Source organism: Anaerococcus sp. AGMB09787 (assembly GCF_022808955.1).
Lineage (GTDB): Bacteria > Bacillota > Clostridia > Tissierellales > Peptoniphilaceae > Anaerococcus.
The window spans coordinates 1-17,030 of sequence record NZ_JAKZEY010000007.1; the positions used below are offsets into that span (position 1 = coordinate 1).

The 17,030-nt window shown below is 35.5% G+C and carries 13 protein-coding genes; all 13 read right to left on the minus strand.

Going from position 1 to position 17,030, the window contains the following annotated elements; all coding sequences use genetic code 11:
* Positions 1-691: 691 nt before the first annotated feature.
* A complete protein-coding gene (locus MUN42_RS02485; protein ID WP_243342716.1) occupies positions 692-2,083 on the minus strand; it encodes a glycoside-pentoside-hexuronide (GPH):cation symporter in 1,392 nt (463 codons plus the stop codon).
* Between the two features lie 20 nt (positions 2,084-2,103).
* Complete coding sequence (locus MUN42_RS02490) at positions 2,104-3,072, minus strand: Gfo/Idh/MocA family oxidoreductase (protein WP_243342717.1); 969 nt, start codon at positions 3,070-3,072, stop codon at positions 2,104-2,106.
* A 118-nt stretch (positions 3,073-3,190) separates the two neighbouring features.
* A complete protein-coding gene (locus MUN42_RS02495; RefSeq protein WP_243342718.1) occupies positions 3,191-4,216 on the minus strand; it encodes a sugar kinase in 1,026 nt (341 codons plus the stop codon).
* Positions 4,216-4,842: a bifunctional 2-keto-4-hydroxyglutarate aldolase/2-keto-3-deoxy-6-phosphogluconate aldolase gene (locus MUN42_RS02500; RefSeq protein WP_243342719.1), complete on the minus strand. Its 627-nt coding sequence runs from the start codon at positions 4,840-4,842 to the stop codon at positions 4,216-4,218. The genes MUN42_RS02495 and MUN42_RS02500 overlap by 1 nt, the downstream gene beginning before the upstream one ends.
* Positions 4,843-4,851: 9 nt before the next feature.
* Entirely contained in the window at positions 4,852-6,264 is a 1,413-nt protein-coding gene (gene uxaC, locus MUN42_RS02505) for a glucuronate isomerase (protein WP_243342720.1), read from the minus strand.
* A gap of 9 nt (positions 6,265-6,273) precedes the next feature.
* Complete coding sequence (locus MUN42_RS02510; RefSeq protein WP_243342721.1) at positions 6,274-7,575, minus strand: TRAP transporter large permease; 1,302 nt, start codon at positions 7,573-7,575, stop codon at positions 6,274-6,276.
* On the minus strand, positions 7,575-8,126 hold the full coding sequence (locus MUN42_RS02515) for a TRAP transporter small permease (RefSeq protein ID WP_243342722.1): 552 nt from the start codon (positions 8,124-8,126) through the stop codon (positions 7,575-7,577). The genes MUN42_RS02510 and MUN42_RS02515 overlap by 1 nt, the downstream gene beginning before the upstream one ends.
* Entirely contained in the window at positions 8,127-9,149 is a 1,023-nt protein-coding gene (locus tag MUN42_RS02520) for a TRAP transporter substrate-binding protein (RefSeq protein ID WP_243342723.1), read from the minus strand.
* 15 nt (positions 9,150-9,164) lie between these two features.
* Entirely contained in the window at positions 9,165-10,235 is a 1,071-nt protein-coding gene (gene uxuA, locus MUN42_RS02525) for a mannonate dehydratase (protein WP_243342724.1), read from the minus strand.
* Between the two features lie 11 nt (positions 10,236-10,246).
* Entirely contained in the window at positions 10,247-11,824 is a 1,578-nt protein-coding gene (locus MUN42_RS02530; RefSeq protein ID WP_243342725.1) for a mannitol dehydrogenase family protein, read from the minus strand.
* Positions 11,825-11,878: 54 nt separating this feature from the next.
* Positions 11,879-13,693 (minus strand): beta-glucuronidase, encoded by a 1,815-nt coding sequence (uidA, locus tag MUN42_RS02535; protein ID WP_243342726.1) that lies wholly within the window; start codon positions 13,691-13,693, stop codon positions 11,879-11,881.
* Positions 13,694-14,177: 484 nt separating this feature from the next.
* Positions 14,178-15,173: a LacI family DNA-binding transcriptional regulator gene (locus MUN42_RS02540; protein ID WP_243342728.1), complete on the minus strand. Its 996-nt coding sequence runs from the start codon at positions 15,171-15,173 to the stop codon at positions 14,178-14,180.
* A gap of 378 nt (positions 15,174-15,551) precedes the next feature.
* Complete coding sequence (locus tag MUN42_RS02545) at positions 15,552-17,024, minus strand: DUF1846 domain-containing protein (RefSeq protein WP_243342730.1); 1,473 nt, start codon at positions 17,022-17,024, stop codon at positions 15,552-15,554.
* Between the last annotated feature and the right edge of the window lie 6 nt (positions 17,025-17,030).

Consider the following 17,030-nt stretch of genomic DNA (forward strand, 5'->3'; position numbering starts at 1 on the left):
GGCAAAAAAGTGATTAGGATATTTCCTAACGAAGATTCAGCTATACCATTAATATCTAGCTCGTCGGCTTTTGGAGACCAATCCTCATTGACATCAATGAGGACCTCCTAACATCTTCTAAATTGTATATTAAAATGAAGTAGTAAATATTGTACTAGATTAATTTACACAATATTATGGACTTGACTTAAGTAGAAATTTCAAAAAAATTACTGGTTATAATTTCAAGAGATACTTGATACTAGTAAGATTATCAAAAGCTAAGGAATTATTAAAGAATACTAGTTTGTCTATTTCTGAAATCTCTAGTAAAATTGGATACTCTTCAGAAAGTCTTTTTATTAGAATATTTAAAAAATACGAAAATATGACCCCATCTAGCTATAGAAATTTATATCTTGAAGAGATAAAAAATGTTTCTAAATAGATAGATAATTATTTAAATGCAAACTATGACATATTGTTTTTAAATACAACTTTAATAACTTACGCTATTTCAGTATAGTATTATTCAAACACAATTTCTCTAATTACTTCTTTTTTATGCCATACTTCTTGCCATAAAAATTCCTCCTGGTTAGTTGGTATTTACACTAACTAGGAGGATTTTACTCAAATCTTTATATAAACTTTTGATATATTAGAATTTAATACATCTAAGCAACTTGATATTCAAAGATTTAAAATATAATTATTTAGCTTGGTTATTTCTTAAGCTCTTTAGCTGTTGATTATTTTTCGCAACTGTTTTTCTATCTAGTGGATATATTATAAATACAACTAAACCACCGATGATTAATGATATGGCTGGTAGTAAAGTAGCTATATTATATATTCCGAGGGCAACCTCAGGGGTTTGACTTGCAGCTCCAGAAACGTATCCTACTGCTGCTAATGCAGCTCCACCAAGTCCACCAGCTCCTGCTTGTCCAAGTTTTCTAGCGAATGAGTAGATTGAATAAACCTTACCGTCATCTCTTTGATTATTTTGAATTTCTAGATCATCTATAACATCTGTTATCATAGCCCAAGTTAAGGTATTAAATATTCCTAAAAGCATGTGGGCAATAGCAGCTCCTGCCAAGAATACATACATATTCTCAACCTTAGTAAAGAAAAGTAATAGATATACTAAACCAGAACCTATTAAACCGATTGTAGCTGATTCTTTTTTACCTATTTTTTTACCCATTTGCATAGCTACAGGTGCTGTTATCATCATTGGTAATGATGTAGTTAATCCAGCAAGAGCCATCCCTGATGAATTTTTAAAATATACATTGTAAACGTAAGCGTTCATTGTTCCTACAAGTAGCATGGCTAGTAGTAATAGAATAGATACTATTATTATAGATATTAGTGATCTTTTGGATATAACTCTTCCAATTCCTTGGAAAACTGAGGTTTTTTGTGTATTTCTAGGTACATCAACTCTTTCAATTGCATTTTTGTAGCAGTAAAAATATGATAATATTGCTAATATACCAAATATTCCTGCAACTAATGGAAATCTTCCTTCAAGTAGTATATCTTCTCCACCAGCAACTTTTTTATATATGAAGTATGGTGTAATAAAACCGATTACTAGGTTCGCTACTGTAGCTCCTAAAGTTCTAAATGTTGATAATTCTGTTCTTTGGTCTGGATCTGCTGTTATGGCTGATGCCATTGATCCATAAGGTATATTAATAAAAGTATAGCAAAGTGAGCCCCATAAAATGTATGTTATATACATATATATTATTTTAAATGTCATTGGCATATTTTTTAATGAGGATTGGAAAAGTAAGAATCCTGCTAAGGCTACAGGAATTGCTCCCCACTTTATGAAAGGTCTGAATTTTCCATCCTTATTACCTTTAAATTTATCAACAATAGTTCCCATTCCTACATCTGTAAAGGCATCTATTATTCTTGCTGCAAAGAATAATCCAGCCACTATTCCAGGGTTAATTCCCCATACATCAGTATAGAATATCATAAGGAAACTAGCTACAAATGCAAATGTAAAATTGTTAGCTATATCCCCTGCAGCGTAGCCTAACTTATCCTTTATACCAAATTTTATATTTCTTTTCTCCATATTAATCTCCATAATTTATTTTATATATTAGTTTGTAATGTGATTGCATTTTCTTCACATAATAAACATAATTCCTGAGCCTTAAATATGTGATCTTGAGTCATTGCATTTTCTGTCCCATTAATACAATCTAGAATCATTTGTCCAAAAAATGGAAAACCTACTTTTCCATTGACCTTAAAGTGATGCTCCCCTTCTTCATCAACTAGGTAAACATGATCTCCTGTTTCTTCCTCAGCTACATTAGTATATTTTCTAATTTCAATATATCCTTTTGTTCCAGTAATAAATGTACGTCCATCACCCCATGTTGATAATCCCTTTGGTGAAAACCAATGAACTTTATAGAAAAATGTTGCTCCGTTATCTCCTACAAGTGTAGCATCACCATAATCTTCAAGTTCAGGTACATCTGGATTATAATAATTAGCAACTTTTGAAGATATAACCTTCGCATCTTCATTTCCAGTGTAATATAAGAACTGTTCAATTTGATGACTTCCTATGTCTGTAAGAATTCCACCATATTGATCTTTTTTAAAAAACCAGTCTGGTCGCTGTTCCTTGTTTAAACTATGTGGACCAAAGCCTGTAACTTGAATTACTTTTCCTATTCTTCCCTCTTTTATTAGTTCTCCAGCATAAACTGCTCCCTCTACATGGATTCTTTCTGAAAAATAGACAAAGTACCTCCTCCCCGTCTCCTTTTGAATTCTCTTTGTTTCTTCCAACTGGTCAAGACTAGTAAAACCTGTTTTATCTGTAAAATAATCCTTACCTGCAAGCATTACCTTATTACCTAAGGCTGATCTTAAGTTAGGTATAGCTGCAGCCGCTACCATTTTGATAGAAGGATCATTTAATATTTGTTCAAGGGATTCGGCTTTTTCAGTTTCTGGAAACCTTTCTATAAAGTCGTCAACTCTTTCTTCACTTTCATCATAAACATATTTTATCTCTGCTCCCGCTTCCTTTAGACCATTGGCCATACATGGATCCCGCTGTACCATAACCAATAATTTCAAATTTCAATTTTTTCTCTGACATAATATCTCCTCTTATCATCTAAGTCTTTTAGATTTCATGTTTTTAAGATTTTACTTTATCCTACCTTTGCACCCTACCTGAAGCGTCTCCTCCTGCTAGTCTTTCTACTTCTTCTCGGCTTACGTGGTTGAAGTCGCCTTTGATTGTGTGTTTTAGGGCTGATGCTGCTACTGCAAATTCTAGGGCTTCTTTTGGTCCTTTTCCATCTAGTAGGCCTGTTATTAGGCCTGCTGCGAAGCTATCTCCTCCACCTACTCTATCTACTATTCTTAGATCGTATTTTCTTGATTGGTAGAATTCTTTTCCATCGTATATTATGCCTGACCAGCCGTTATCGCTTGCTGAATATGATTCTCTGAGTGTTGATACTACGTATTCAAATCCGAATTCTTCTTTCATTTGTTTGAAGATTTCTTGGTAGGCACTAGCATCTAGTTTTCCACTTGATACGTCTAGGCCTTTTGGTGTAAAGCCTAGGGATAATGATGCGTCTTCTTCGTTTCCTATACACACGTCTACGTATTGCATGAGGTCTTTCATCACTGCTTGGGCTTCTTCTGGTGTCCATAGTTTTGCTCTGTAGTTTAGGTCTATGGATACTTTGGCTCCTGCTTTTTTGGCTACTTTCATTGCTTCTTTTGTGATTTCTGCTCCTTTTTTGGAGATGGCTGGGGTTATGCCGGAGGTGTGGAACCATTTTGCATCTTTGAAGATTTCATCAAAGTTGAATTCGCCTTTGTCTGCTTCTGCTATGGCTGAGTTTGATCTGTCATAGATTACTTTGGATGGTCTGGATGAGGCTCCTGTTTCTGAGTAGTAGATTCCTACTCTTTCTCCTCCTCTTTTTATATAGTCTGTTTTTACTCCGTATTTTCTTAGGGCGTTTACTGCTGCTTGGCCTATTTCGTGTTCTGGGAGTTTGGTTATATAGTAGGCATCGTAGCCGTAGTTTGCTAGTGATACTGCTACGTTGGCTTCGCCTCCTCCATAGATGGCATCGAAGGATTCTGCTTGAACGAATCTTTCATAGCCTGGTGTTGATAGTCTTAGCATTATTTCGCCTAGGGTTACTACTTTTTTTGTCATTATTTTCTTACCTCCGCTATTTTTTTTAGGTATTCTTGTGATTTTTCTTTTATTTCTTCTCGGCTTCCTTTTACTAGGTTAGAGCCTGCTCCTACTGCTACTACTCCTGCTTTGAACCATTCTTCTATATTTTCTAGGCTTACTCCCCCTGTTGGCATTATTTGAAAGTGTGGGTATGGACCATGTATTGCTTTTACGTAGGATGGGCCTGTTAATGATCCTGGGAAGAGTTTTATTATGTCTACTCCGTATTTGTAGGCTTCTAGCATTTCTTTTGGTGTTATGCAGCCTGGCATGTATGGGATGTTGTAGGTGTTGCATAGTTTGGCTACTTCTTTGTCAAATGATGGGGATACTATGAATTTGGCTCCATTCATTATGGCTAGTCTTGCTGTTGTTGGGTCTAGTACTGTACCTGCACCTATTAGGGTATCTGCTGGTAGTTCTTTTTGTAGTTTTTGGAAGACTTCTATTGCATTTGGTATGGTGAAGGTTATTTCTAGGGTGTTTATTCCTCCATCTATTAGTCCCTTGCAATATTCTATTGCTTCATCTGTGTTTTTTGCTCTTACTACTGGTACTATGCCGAGTTTTTTGATTTGTGTTATTGTCTCGATTTTTGACATATCTCCTCCTTAAAATTCTATTTTTATAAATTTCTTAGCATTGTTGAAGCAAATGTTTTGAACAAGATTTCCTAAGAATTCTTCATCCCAAGGATATTCCCCTCTCTCAACAAATTCTCCAATAAAATTGCATAAGATTCTTCTAAAATATTCATGTCTAGGGTAAGACAAGAATGATCTAGAATCTGTAAGCATACCCACAAATTTAGAAAATACTCCAACTTGTGAGAATATCTTCATTTGATCAGTCATACCTTCCTTGTGGTCTAAGTGCCACCAACTTGTTCCTAGTTGAACAGTAGATATATGATCATCATTAGCCCTATTAAATGATCCTGCTATTGTTGCAATTGGATATTGATCTTTAGGATTTAATGGGAAGACTATAGTTCTTGGTAGGCCAGATAGCTCTTCAATGTCTGATAGGATATTGGCAAAATTTTCAGAAAAAGATAAGTCAGATTGGCTATCTCCTCCTACATCAGCGCCGAGGCTATCAAAGAGCTTCTTGGAATTATTTCTTATAACTCCAACGTGGATTTCCATTGCCCAGTCATATTTTTTGTATTGACTAGCTAAGAATATAAATAATTCTGTCTTAAATTTCTCTTCTTCTTCAATACTAATAGGCTCGTCATTTAGTTTTTTGGCTAGGATTTCGTTTAATTCTTCATTAGTAGCTCTCCTATAAGGAATGTATTTAAAGGCTTGATCTGAAGCCCTGCAACCTCTTTCATTGAAGAATTTTATCCTTGCTAGGAGGGATTCTTTGAGGCTATCAAAGTCTTTTATTTCAACGCCACTTGCTACTCCCAGCTCTTTAATATATGACTTGAAGGAATCCTTATCTATATAAAGGGCACCATCAGGTCTAAAAGCTGGTTTTACAACAAAGCCTAAGTCCTTTTCTGCTTCAAGCTTCTCATGGTATTCCAAAGTATCAACCGGGTCGTTTGTAGTACAAAGGGCTTTGACCTTACTCATTTTTATGAGTCCCCTAGGCCTATAATCATCACTATCTAAGATTTCGTTACACTTATCATAGATTTCCTTGGCTGTTGACTTATCTAGGCAATAATCAATTCCAAAATAATTTTTAAGCTCCAGGTGGGTCCAGTGATAAATTGGATTTCCTATTAGCTCAGGCATTATTTCAGCGTACTTCTCAAATTTTTCATAATCACTAGCATCACCAGTGATGTATTTCTCATCAACCCCACAAGCTCTCATAACTCTCCACTTGTAATGATCTCCTCCTAACCAAGCTTCGGTGATAGATGGTAGTTTTTCATTTTCATAAATTTCCTTAGCTTCTAGGTGACAATGAAAATCGAAAATAGGCATATCCTTAGCATATTTGTGATAAAGAGTCTTGCCGTATTCGTTGTGAATCATAAAGTCATCATTAATAAATTTGTTCATTTTTCCTCCTTATAATAATCCTGCCGCTTGTGGTAATCCTAAAGTTACAAACGGTAGATATGTTACTAAAATCAAACCTATAAGAATTGCTGCATAGAATCTAAGCATGTATGGCATAACCTTTGATAGACTTGTATCTCCGACTTTTATAGCCACAAATAGGGTATTTCCTACAGGTGGTGTAATATTACCTATACATAGGTTATAAACTAGTACTAGTCCAAAGTGAACTGGATGCATTCCAAAACCAGTAACTATAGGCAAAAATAATGGGGTAAAGATAAGTATTGCAGGAGTTACGTCCATAAAGGTTCCAGCTATTAATAAAATTATATTTATTATTAATAGGAGTAAGTACTTATTTTCGGTTACTGACAATAAGGCAGAACCAATCATTTGAGGAATACCTGTAAAGGCCATTACCCAAGATAGGATATTGGATACCCCTATCAAAAATACTACTATTCCACTCATCTTGGCTGATTCTACCAAGATATGCCATACTTTTTTCAAATTTAAGTTCTTATATAAAAATCCTAGGATAAGGGAGTATAAAACCGATACTGCAGAACCTTCTGTCGCTGTAAATACTCCAAGAACTATTCCCCCTATTACTACAAAGATTAGACCTAGGGCTGGAAGAGCATCAATAGTTGCCCTTAGTAGGTTTGACCAAGAAAACTTACCTGCATTTTGCTTGTAGCCTTTTTTCTTCGCAATGGCAACAGCTACAATTATACAGCCTATGGCCCAAATTATACCAGGTACATAGCCCGCAAGGAATAGTGCTGCTACACTAGTACCACCTGATACCAATGAATAGGTTATAAGTGCATTTGATGGTGGGATAAGTAAACCTGATGGTGCTGATGCTCCATTTGAGCTTGCTGCTATCGCCTTATCATAGCCTTGCTTCTCTTCTCCTTCTTTTACCATAGATCCTACAGCAGCTGCAGCAGCTGATGCTGAACCAGATATAGCACCAAATAAGGCGTTGGCTCCTACGTTTGTAACCATAAGGGTGCCTGGAAGTTTACCCAAAAGTGCCATAACAAAATTAACAAGTCTTTTGGCTATTCCACCTTCATTCATGAGGTTTCCTGCCAAAATGAAAAATGGTATAGCTGTCAAACTAAAGGAACTAATTCCAACAAAAGTTCTTTGAGCCGCCGTAATTACTGTAACATCTAGTGAAACTGTAAGAATTATTCCAGATATAGCTGCTATTCCTATCGAAAAGGAAATAAGTACTCCTAGTATCAACAATAGGGCGAGTACTAAAAGAATGACTGTTAGAGCTTGTAATGCCATTAATTCTCACCTCCATTTATATATTTTTCAGTTTCTGCATCAATAACATTTTGAGATGATGATTCTTCAACTGTGGATTTCTTTTCAAATACTATCCTTCCACTTGCCATATCCTTAATATTTAGTATTGAATAAATGATATTTACAATACCGGAAATTAGTATTGGTATGTAAAAAACACCGATAGGAAGTGAAAGTGATGATGTCATTTGTCCCATACCAAGTTTAGTTATAGAAAATCCACCATAAACTAGGATTACCAAAGAAAATAATAGGATAATAACTTCAGAAAATATTCCTATAAGCTTTTGAAATCCTGGACTCATCTTATCCATAATTACTGGGATATTCATGTGACCCCTTTCTCCAACTACAATACTTGCTCCAAAAAGAGTTGACCAGGCAAATAGGTAGGCAGTTAACTCTTCTGTCCATGTAGCAGAATTATTTAGTACATACCTGGTAAAAACTTGCCATATAACGAGTACGAACATAACTAGCAAGGTTGAAGCAGATAAAACTTTCATTACATTATCTAAGACCTTCCTCATTTAATTTGCCTCCTTAGCTGGAAATTCTTCATTGTAGTCATTTATTTTTTCGTAATATGGTTGAAGTTTATTATTCTTGCTTATAACTTCTTCCTTAAGGGGTTCAACTACTTCGGCAAAGGCTGCTTGGTCAGGGTAGATAAACTCTACTCCCATTTCTTGAGCTTCCTTCTTAGCATTTTCTATAGCGCTCTTCCATTCATTTCTTTGAGCTGCTGAGAGAACATCAAAGCCTTCATCAAAAATTGCTCTTTCAGCCTTATCCATCTTATTTAGCCAGTTATAATTTGCTATAACGATATCCGGCACCATTTGATGCATATCGTAAGAATAATACTTGCAAATCTCTCCATGACCATTGTCTGTAAGGGACATCTCATTATTCTCAGCCCCATCAATTATTCCAGATTGGAGAGCAGTATAAACTTCACCAAAGCCCATTGGGGATGCACTTGCTCCGAACATATCCATCATCTTTACATTGGTAGGAGATTGTTGAACCCTAATCTTAAGTCCCTTTAAGTCTTCAGGTTTTTCAATCTTACGATCCTTTGTATAGAAAGACCTTGACCCTGCATCAAGCCAGGTAACCCCTACGAATCCACCTTCCTTGGTTGATTCAAAGATTGATTTTGTAATCCCTTCATCATCCATAACATGGTGGTAGGATTCTTCAGATGCAAATAAGTATGGCAAATTGAAAATTTCATACACATCATCAAAAGTTTCTAGTATAGCATTACTTGCTACACAAATGTCAATAGCTCCAGTTTGAGTCAATTGCACCATATCTGTTTGACTACCAAGGAGTTCTGATGGATAAACTTGGATGTCGTACTTATCACCAAGCCTCTCCTCTACATACTTCTCAAACTCCAAAAGCCCAACATGGGTAGGGTGGTTTTGAGATTGATTGTGCCCCACCCTGATGATTGTTTTAGATTGATTAGCCTTACTTTGGCATGAAGCTAATATTACAATCATAAAAAGGCCCATTAATATGCCCTTTATTCTTTTTTTCATATCCGAACATCCTTATTATCTATCATTCTTCCCTATAGCTTCCCATAGACCGTTTATATAAGCAACTCCTAGTGCCCTATCGTATAGTCCATAGCCTGCTCTTCCTTCTTCATCCCATATCATTCTTCCATGGTCCGGTCTTAGGTAGCCGTCAAAGCCTTCATCATATAGGGCCTTCATAGTTTCGTAGATATCTAGGCTGCCTGCAGAAGATAGATGGGCTGATTCGTAGAATTCTTTGTCGCCAGTAAACTTGATATTTCTAACATGCATGGCTCCAATCTTGCCTCTTTTGGCAAAGTCGCGGATTATTTCGCTTACATTGTTTTCTTTCCTAGAACCTAGGGAACCTGTGCATATGCAGAGGGTGTTTGATGGAGAATCTACAAGGTTTACAATTTTTTCCAAGTCTTCTACAGTAGAAGTTATTCTTGGAATATCAAATATTGGCCAAGCTGGATCATCTGGATGGACTGCCATCTTTATTCCAACTTCTTCACATACCGGGATAATGGCTTCAAGGAAATACTTGTAGTTCTCTCTGAGTTTATCTTCATCTATATCTTCGTATTTTTTTAGGGTGTCTTCAAGTTGGGAAAGTCTTTCTGGTTCCCAGCCTGGTAGCTCAAAGTTACCAGCTCCACTTAGGATCTCGTCTACCATGTCCCTAGGACTTAGCCCCTCTACCTTCTTTTGGTCAAAGGAAAGGGTGTTGGATCCATCTTCTAGCTCTTTTTTTAGGTCTGTTTTTACCCAGTCAAATACTGGCATAAAGTTATAGATTACAGTCTTGACCCCACAAGCAGCCACATTTCTTAGTGATTGCTTGTAGTTTTCTATATATTTATCTCTTGTGTCAAGGCCCATCTTTATATCTTCATGAACATTGATTGACTCGATTACTTCGCAGTCAAGGCCAACTTCGTGGCATTTATCAACATATTCTTGCAAAACATCTTTTTCCCATACTTCTCCAGCTTCCCATTCATTCATCATTGCCATGACTCCTGTAACTCCAGGAATTTGAGCAATGTATTTTAATGGTATAGGATCATTGTTTCCATAATGTCTAAAGGTCATTTTCATAATATATCTCCTTATAGGTATTTCTTTAAAGTCTCTCTAACTGATCCAGTTTTTTCACTAAGCTCTTCTATATATTTTTTAACTAGGTCACTTAGTCCAATTTCTTCTAGGTCTAATCCAAATATATTTTTATTGCCTAATAGCTTGTTTAGTCCGTCTGTTTCTTTGAATTCTCCTAAAGCTATTCCCTCAAGGTCCTTTTGAAGTTCTTCCATTAATGGATCTGGAGATAATTCAAACTTATTTCCCTCATCATCAACTCCTAATAGGTATCTAACCCATCCAGCTATAGCAAGAGGAATATATTTTAGATCTTTTACATCCTTATCCTCATCTTCAATATAGGATTTGATTGTTTCACCGAACCTAATTGCCATTTTTTGAGAAGTATCGGTCGCAATTCTTTGAGGGGTATCTGGGATAAATGGATTTGGTAATCTAACATTTATAACTTCATCTATAAAGTCCTTTGGATTTAGGATTTCTGGGTCCACTACAACTGGTAGGGCTTCGTCATATCCAATTTTCTTTATAAGACTTACAAGGTCTTCATCCTTCATTTCATCAGCTATTGATCCATAGCCTAGGACACAACCATATGTCGCAAGGGTAGTATGGAGAGGATTTAGGCAGGTTGTTACCTTCATTTTCTCTACCTTGTTAACCTTGTCCCTATCGGTAAGATATACACCAGCCTTGGTAAAGTCAGGTCTACCATTTTTGAAATCATCTTCGATAACTAAATATTCTGTTTCTTCACTATTAACAAATGGAGCTATATAGGTGTTTTTGGAAGTGATTACAGGATCCATTTCTTCAAATCCAAGCCCTTCTACATAGTCTTTAACTTCCTTAGCAGGTCTAGGAGTAATCTTATCTATCATAGTCCATGGGAAGGATACATCACTTTCTAGATAAGTGATGAAATCATCTTCTACCTTTCCATCTTCATTCCAACTCTTTGCAACAAGCATTACTGATTCCTTAATCCTATCTCCATTTTGTGAGCAGTTATCAAGACTTAGGAGGGTTAGTCCCTTGCCAATATCCTTAAATCTCTTGTATAGCATACTTGTAACAATACTCATAAGGTGTTTTGCATCAGATGGATCATTGGCTAGATCTTCTTTCACCACATCCATAAGCTCGCCATTAGGCGCATAAAGATTGTAGCCCTTTTCAGTAATTGTAAAACTTGCTATTTGCAAATTAGGATTCAAAAATATTTCTTTAATCCTATCCATATCTGCCAAAGTTAGAGCTTCAGCTAGGTTTGCTATCAAGTTCGTATCAAACTTACCATCTTTATTAAGGCTTACAGATACAGCTAAATTATCATAAGGTCTATAAATCTTCTCAATTATCTCTTCATCAAATGTTTCAACAACAGATATGCCCCTGTCAAAGTCTCCTGCATCTACCAAGTCTTGGGCAATTCTTGCAATATAACCTCTAAAAATATTACCTGACCCAAAAGCAAGCCACTTAGGATCTTTAATTGAGTCTTCCCTTAGCTTACTAACATCAAAAGTAGGAGCCTTATCCACTAGCTTTTTAATTTCTTCTATATTCTTTATTTCTAATTTCATAACCAACCTTTCTTTTACTATTTTTCTATATCTAGGAATGAATCTAACAATTCTTTATTTATTTTTCTTGTAGTTAAAGTTTGGAATAGAATTCCATCTTTCTCTAAAGTAATGAGCTACTAGTTTTGGTTTTCTATCTCTTGTGAACAAGCCCTTCTTATTTCCATCGACCCTTACTAAACCTTGGCTTGTAGCAAAGTCAGCAAAGTTCCAAGCTTGCTCACCTATAATAAAGTCAAACTTATCAAAGACATCATTATTAGCCTTATAATAATCAACTTGATATTCTTCTGTATACATAACTGGTGTAGTGTTGTGGAAGCCTGATACAGTATCTGCACCATATTCTGTAAACATTACAGGTTTATTTATTTCTCTCCATTTAATAAGCTCTGCTTCTAGGAGTTTTACAGAATCATCTATGAAAGGTCCACCAAAATACCAACCATAATACCTGTTTAAGCATACAACATCAGACAATTCGCTAATTATATCATCTTTTGGATCAGCTCCGCTTTGAACACCAATCATTGTACAAGGTCTATTTTGAGGGTCAGTTTCCCTAGCTAGATCAAATAAAGGCTTAAAATATTCCATAGCACCTTCTGAAGTTGTATCAGCCTCATTTGCTATGGACCACATAACAACGCAAGCATGGTTTTTATCTCTATTTATCATTTCTTTGATAACATCTTTATGGTGGTCGAAGGTTTTTATACCTCTTTCTTTATCAAAGGTTGATACCTTTTGGCCATTAAAATTAGCCCCACCACCAAAGCTAAAGTTTATACCTACTGCAGGGGTTTCATCTATAACAACAAAGCCTTCCCTGTCACATAATCTCATCATTTCTTCTGAATATGGATAGTGGCTGGTTCTAAAACTATTGCATCCTTGCCACTTCATAATAGATAAGTCTTTGACATTCATAGCTTCATTTATACCTCTACCATTAGGGAAAGTATCTTCATGTTTTCCATAACCCTTAAAGTAGAATGGCTCTCCATTAATCAAGAACTCTAATCCTCTAACTTCTACAGTTCTAACTCCATAAGGGAGAATATATTCATCTTCGTTGAATTCAACTTTGATATCATATAGATATGCATCTAGAACTTGCCATAGTCTAACATTTTCTATTTTGAGCTTTCCTTCAGCTCCTTCAGCTTCGCTTACCTTGTTTCCTTCTTCATCATAAACAGATACCTTGCAAGATCCACTACCCTCTGTAAATACTTTGTATTCTAATACAGCATCTTCACCTGAAATTGAGGATATTACATTAATATCTTTTATATAGTCTTTTGGAGTTGTATATAGTCTAACATGTCTTGTTATTCCGCAATAATTGAAGAAGTCGAAGTTAGGATTATTTACTTTCTTTGTTTCTATTTTAAAATCATAGCCTGCCATTCCTCCAAGCATAGGATTTTCTCCACCTACTGGAAGAGTAGTATAGTCAATTACATTATCAACTGCAACTGTCAATAGATTATTTCCATCTTTAACATAATCTTGGATTTCAACTTCGAATGGTAAAAAACCTCCCCTGTGCTCTACAAGCATTTCTCCATTTAGGTAAACCTTAGCATGGTGGGTTACAGCATCAAACCTTAAAACTAGCCTATCTTCTCTTAAAGTTTTTGGTACATATAATTGTCTTTGATAAAAGACCCATCCATAGTGATCTCTAAAATCACTACCCTCTTTCAAGTCATTGTATGAAGAAGGTACTGGCATGGTTGTTGAATCTCCCAATGGTTTTTCAAACCATTTTTCATTAAATCCCTCACCATTATCTAATTTAAAATTCCATATTCCGTCTAGGGAACTAACCATTCTTGAATCTGTTAATATTGGATATAACACATAAGCCTCCTTTATGCTACTATTCTCTCTTGTTTATTTTTAAACGTATAGACTACTTTTATAATTTTTTTGCTAGTTTAATATAATATTGACTAAAAACACAAGTTAATATAAATACTTGATTTCATATGAATCTTTAAATTTGCTATGTTTGCTTCAAGTATCTATACTCGCAACTTGTATCAAGTACTACTATCTACAAAAACGTCTTCACATTACTTGAATAATCTTCAACCCTATTAGATTCCAACAACCATTCCACGCATATAAGTCATTAAACACATAAGTATACGATACTTACCAAATCTATATTCTTATAAACCATTTTCTATATCTTAAAAAGATAAGCATTTTTTACTTAAATATTTACCTATCACCTCCTAATTTCTCCGTTTTTTGTAATCGCTTACATTATGTGTACGAAAACAACTTTTCATATAAGCCTAACTTATATTAATACTCAAGCCCATCAAAAACCAAGTCATCAGCTGGTTTCCTTGTCTACTAATTTGGCTTTTATCATATTAACTCTCTCTACATCATCTCCATTATTTAATTTTATCAATGTCTCTACTGCTACTTGAGCTTGTTTAGGTATCCTCTGATCAATAGAAGATATTCTTCTGTCTGTATAATCTGTAACTAAATCATTATCAAATCCACATATAGCAAGGTCTTCTGGTATTCTTATTCCCCTATCTATAAAAAATTTATAAAAACATATGGCAATTTTATCTACCTCAAATTGGATAGCGTCTACTTGCTCTTCTTTAATGTAAGCTATAACATCATCTATTTCTTTATCTATATCATTTATGGTGAGTTCTATGAATTCATTGTTTGGATAGTATTTTTTGAGTCCTTTGATGAATCCTGCTTTTTTGGTTATATAGGCACGGGTCAAGAATCTTTGGTCTCTTGATATTAGCAGAGGTTTCTTGTAACCCTTATCTCTAAAATTTTTTAAAGACTGCTCCATTGCATCAACCTCATCACAGCACACATAGGCAAGTTTACTAGCCTTGGTATTATCAATAACGTTTAGCATAACAACCGGTATATCTTCACTTACTTTAGACAATTCTTTTAAGAAATCTCTCTCGCCATAGGTGGATCCTACTGTAATAATTCCATCAACTTTTTTCTTTTGTAAAACATTTAGATATTCGATTTTTTCTTTATCCTCATCAGAAGTATTACATAGGATAGACACCATATTATTTTCTTTTAGATTTCTTTCTAATTCGTAGGCTGATTGGTTATCAAAGTAATTTCTTATATTTCCAACCATTATTCCTATGTCATTGGTCTTGTTTGAGGCAAGCGCTCTGGCTACATCATTAGGAACATAGTCAAGCTCTTTTATAGCTTCTTCAACTTTTCTCCTGGTCTTATCTGTAACTACCTCTTTGTTATTAATAACTCTAGACACAGTAGCTACAGACACACCAGCATATTTAGCAACATCATATATATTCATACTTACTCCCAATATTAGTATCTAATATTATTATGATACCTTTTATTGCAATCATATGTGTACTAGTAAGCGATTAATTGTAACCGGTTACATTTCGTGTAAGATATATATGGTGTTGACAAGGAAAAATACGTATAAACAATAAAGCGTTTTCTTATTGTTTGACTTAATAATATCATATAATCCAAAAATTTGCAAGTAATATCGCAAAAATAAAATAAATATTTGAGAGGCAAGCGTGCCGGCTCGTGGAGGTCAAGCCCATCAGAATTTATAAGTCGAGCCCTCCCCTGTTAAGGTTTACTTACAAATTAAATAAGGCCCAAGCAATATAACTTCCTTGCATGGACCTTTTAAGCTTTTATTAACTTTTATTTTTTACTCATAGTCTTCGCTAAAGCTGACTGGGTCTTGGGTGAAGTTTAGGCCTAGTTTTCTTAGCATGGATTTTTGGGAATCGTCTAGGATTACTGTTGAGTGGGCATCTAGTCCTTCTAGTTTGTTAATTTGCTCTATAGCCATATGGCTTATTGGGTTAGTTGTAGCTGATATGGATAGGGCTATTAGCATTTCGTTTATTGATAGTGAGGTTTCGTCTTCTCCTAGGGACTCAGTTTTTAGTTTGGATACTGGTTCTATTATGTGGGGAGATATAAGGAGGATCTTATCATCAAGGTTACCTAGTTTTTTGAGGACGTTTAGGATACAGGCAGCTGGTGCTGATAGGAGGTCGCTGTGCTTGCCTGTTATTATTTTTCCATCTTCAAGTTCTATGGCAAAGGCCTCGTTTCTAGTGGCTTTTGACTTCTCCCTTGCCTTCAGAGCAACTTCCCTATCGTCAGGGCTGATTTCTAGCTGACTCATTAGCATTTTGATTTTTTCTACTGATGAGTAGCTTTCCTTGGCATATCTAACATCTATTAGGGTGTTGTAGTACCTTCTGATTATTTCTTCCTTGCTAGCTTTTTTGGCTAGGTCTTCATCTTCTATGCAAAATCCTACCATGTTTACTCCCATATCTGTAGGAGACTTGTATGGGCAGGTACCCATAATTTTTTCTAGCATTTTTTTGAGGATTGGGAAGGCTTCTACGTCCCTATTGTAGTTGACAGAGAGTTCCCCATAGGCTTCTAGGTGGTAGGGGTCTATCATGTTTACATCATCTAGGTTGGCTGTTGCTGCTTCGTATGCCATATTTACCGGGTGCTTTAGGGGCAAATTCCATATTGGGAAGGTCTCAAACTTGGCATAGCCTGCATTTATTCCTACTTCATGGTCAAGGTACATTTGGGATAGGCAGGTTGCCATTTTGCCTGAGCCTGGTCCTGGTCCTGTTACTACTACTAGTGGCCTACTTGTTTCAAATCTTTCATTTTGACCAAAGCCCTCATCAGATATGATGTGGTCGATGTTGTTTGGGTAGCCCTTTATATCATAGGTCTTACAAGATTTTATTTTTAGGTTATCTAGGTATTTTTGGAATTTGATGGCCTTGGGTTGTTGGTCAAATTGGGTAATTATTATCCCAGATACATAAAAGCCAAATTTCTCTAGCTCAGACTTTAGTCTCAAGCTTTCCATATCATAGGATGTTTCATTGTCCATCCTCATCTTGCCATTTTCGATGTCGTTGGCATTTACGGTTATGATTATTTCTGTCTTATCCTTGATGTTTTTTAGCATCCTAAGTTTTGAGTCAGGCAAAAATCCAGGCAAGACCCTACTAGCATGGCTATCATCAAACATCTTGCCCCCAAATTCGAGGTATAGCTTGTCAAAATGACTAATTCTCTCAAGGATTTTCTCTGATTGTAACTTTATGTATTTATCATTATCAAAAGCTTTCTTCACTTCTTT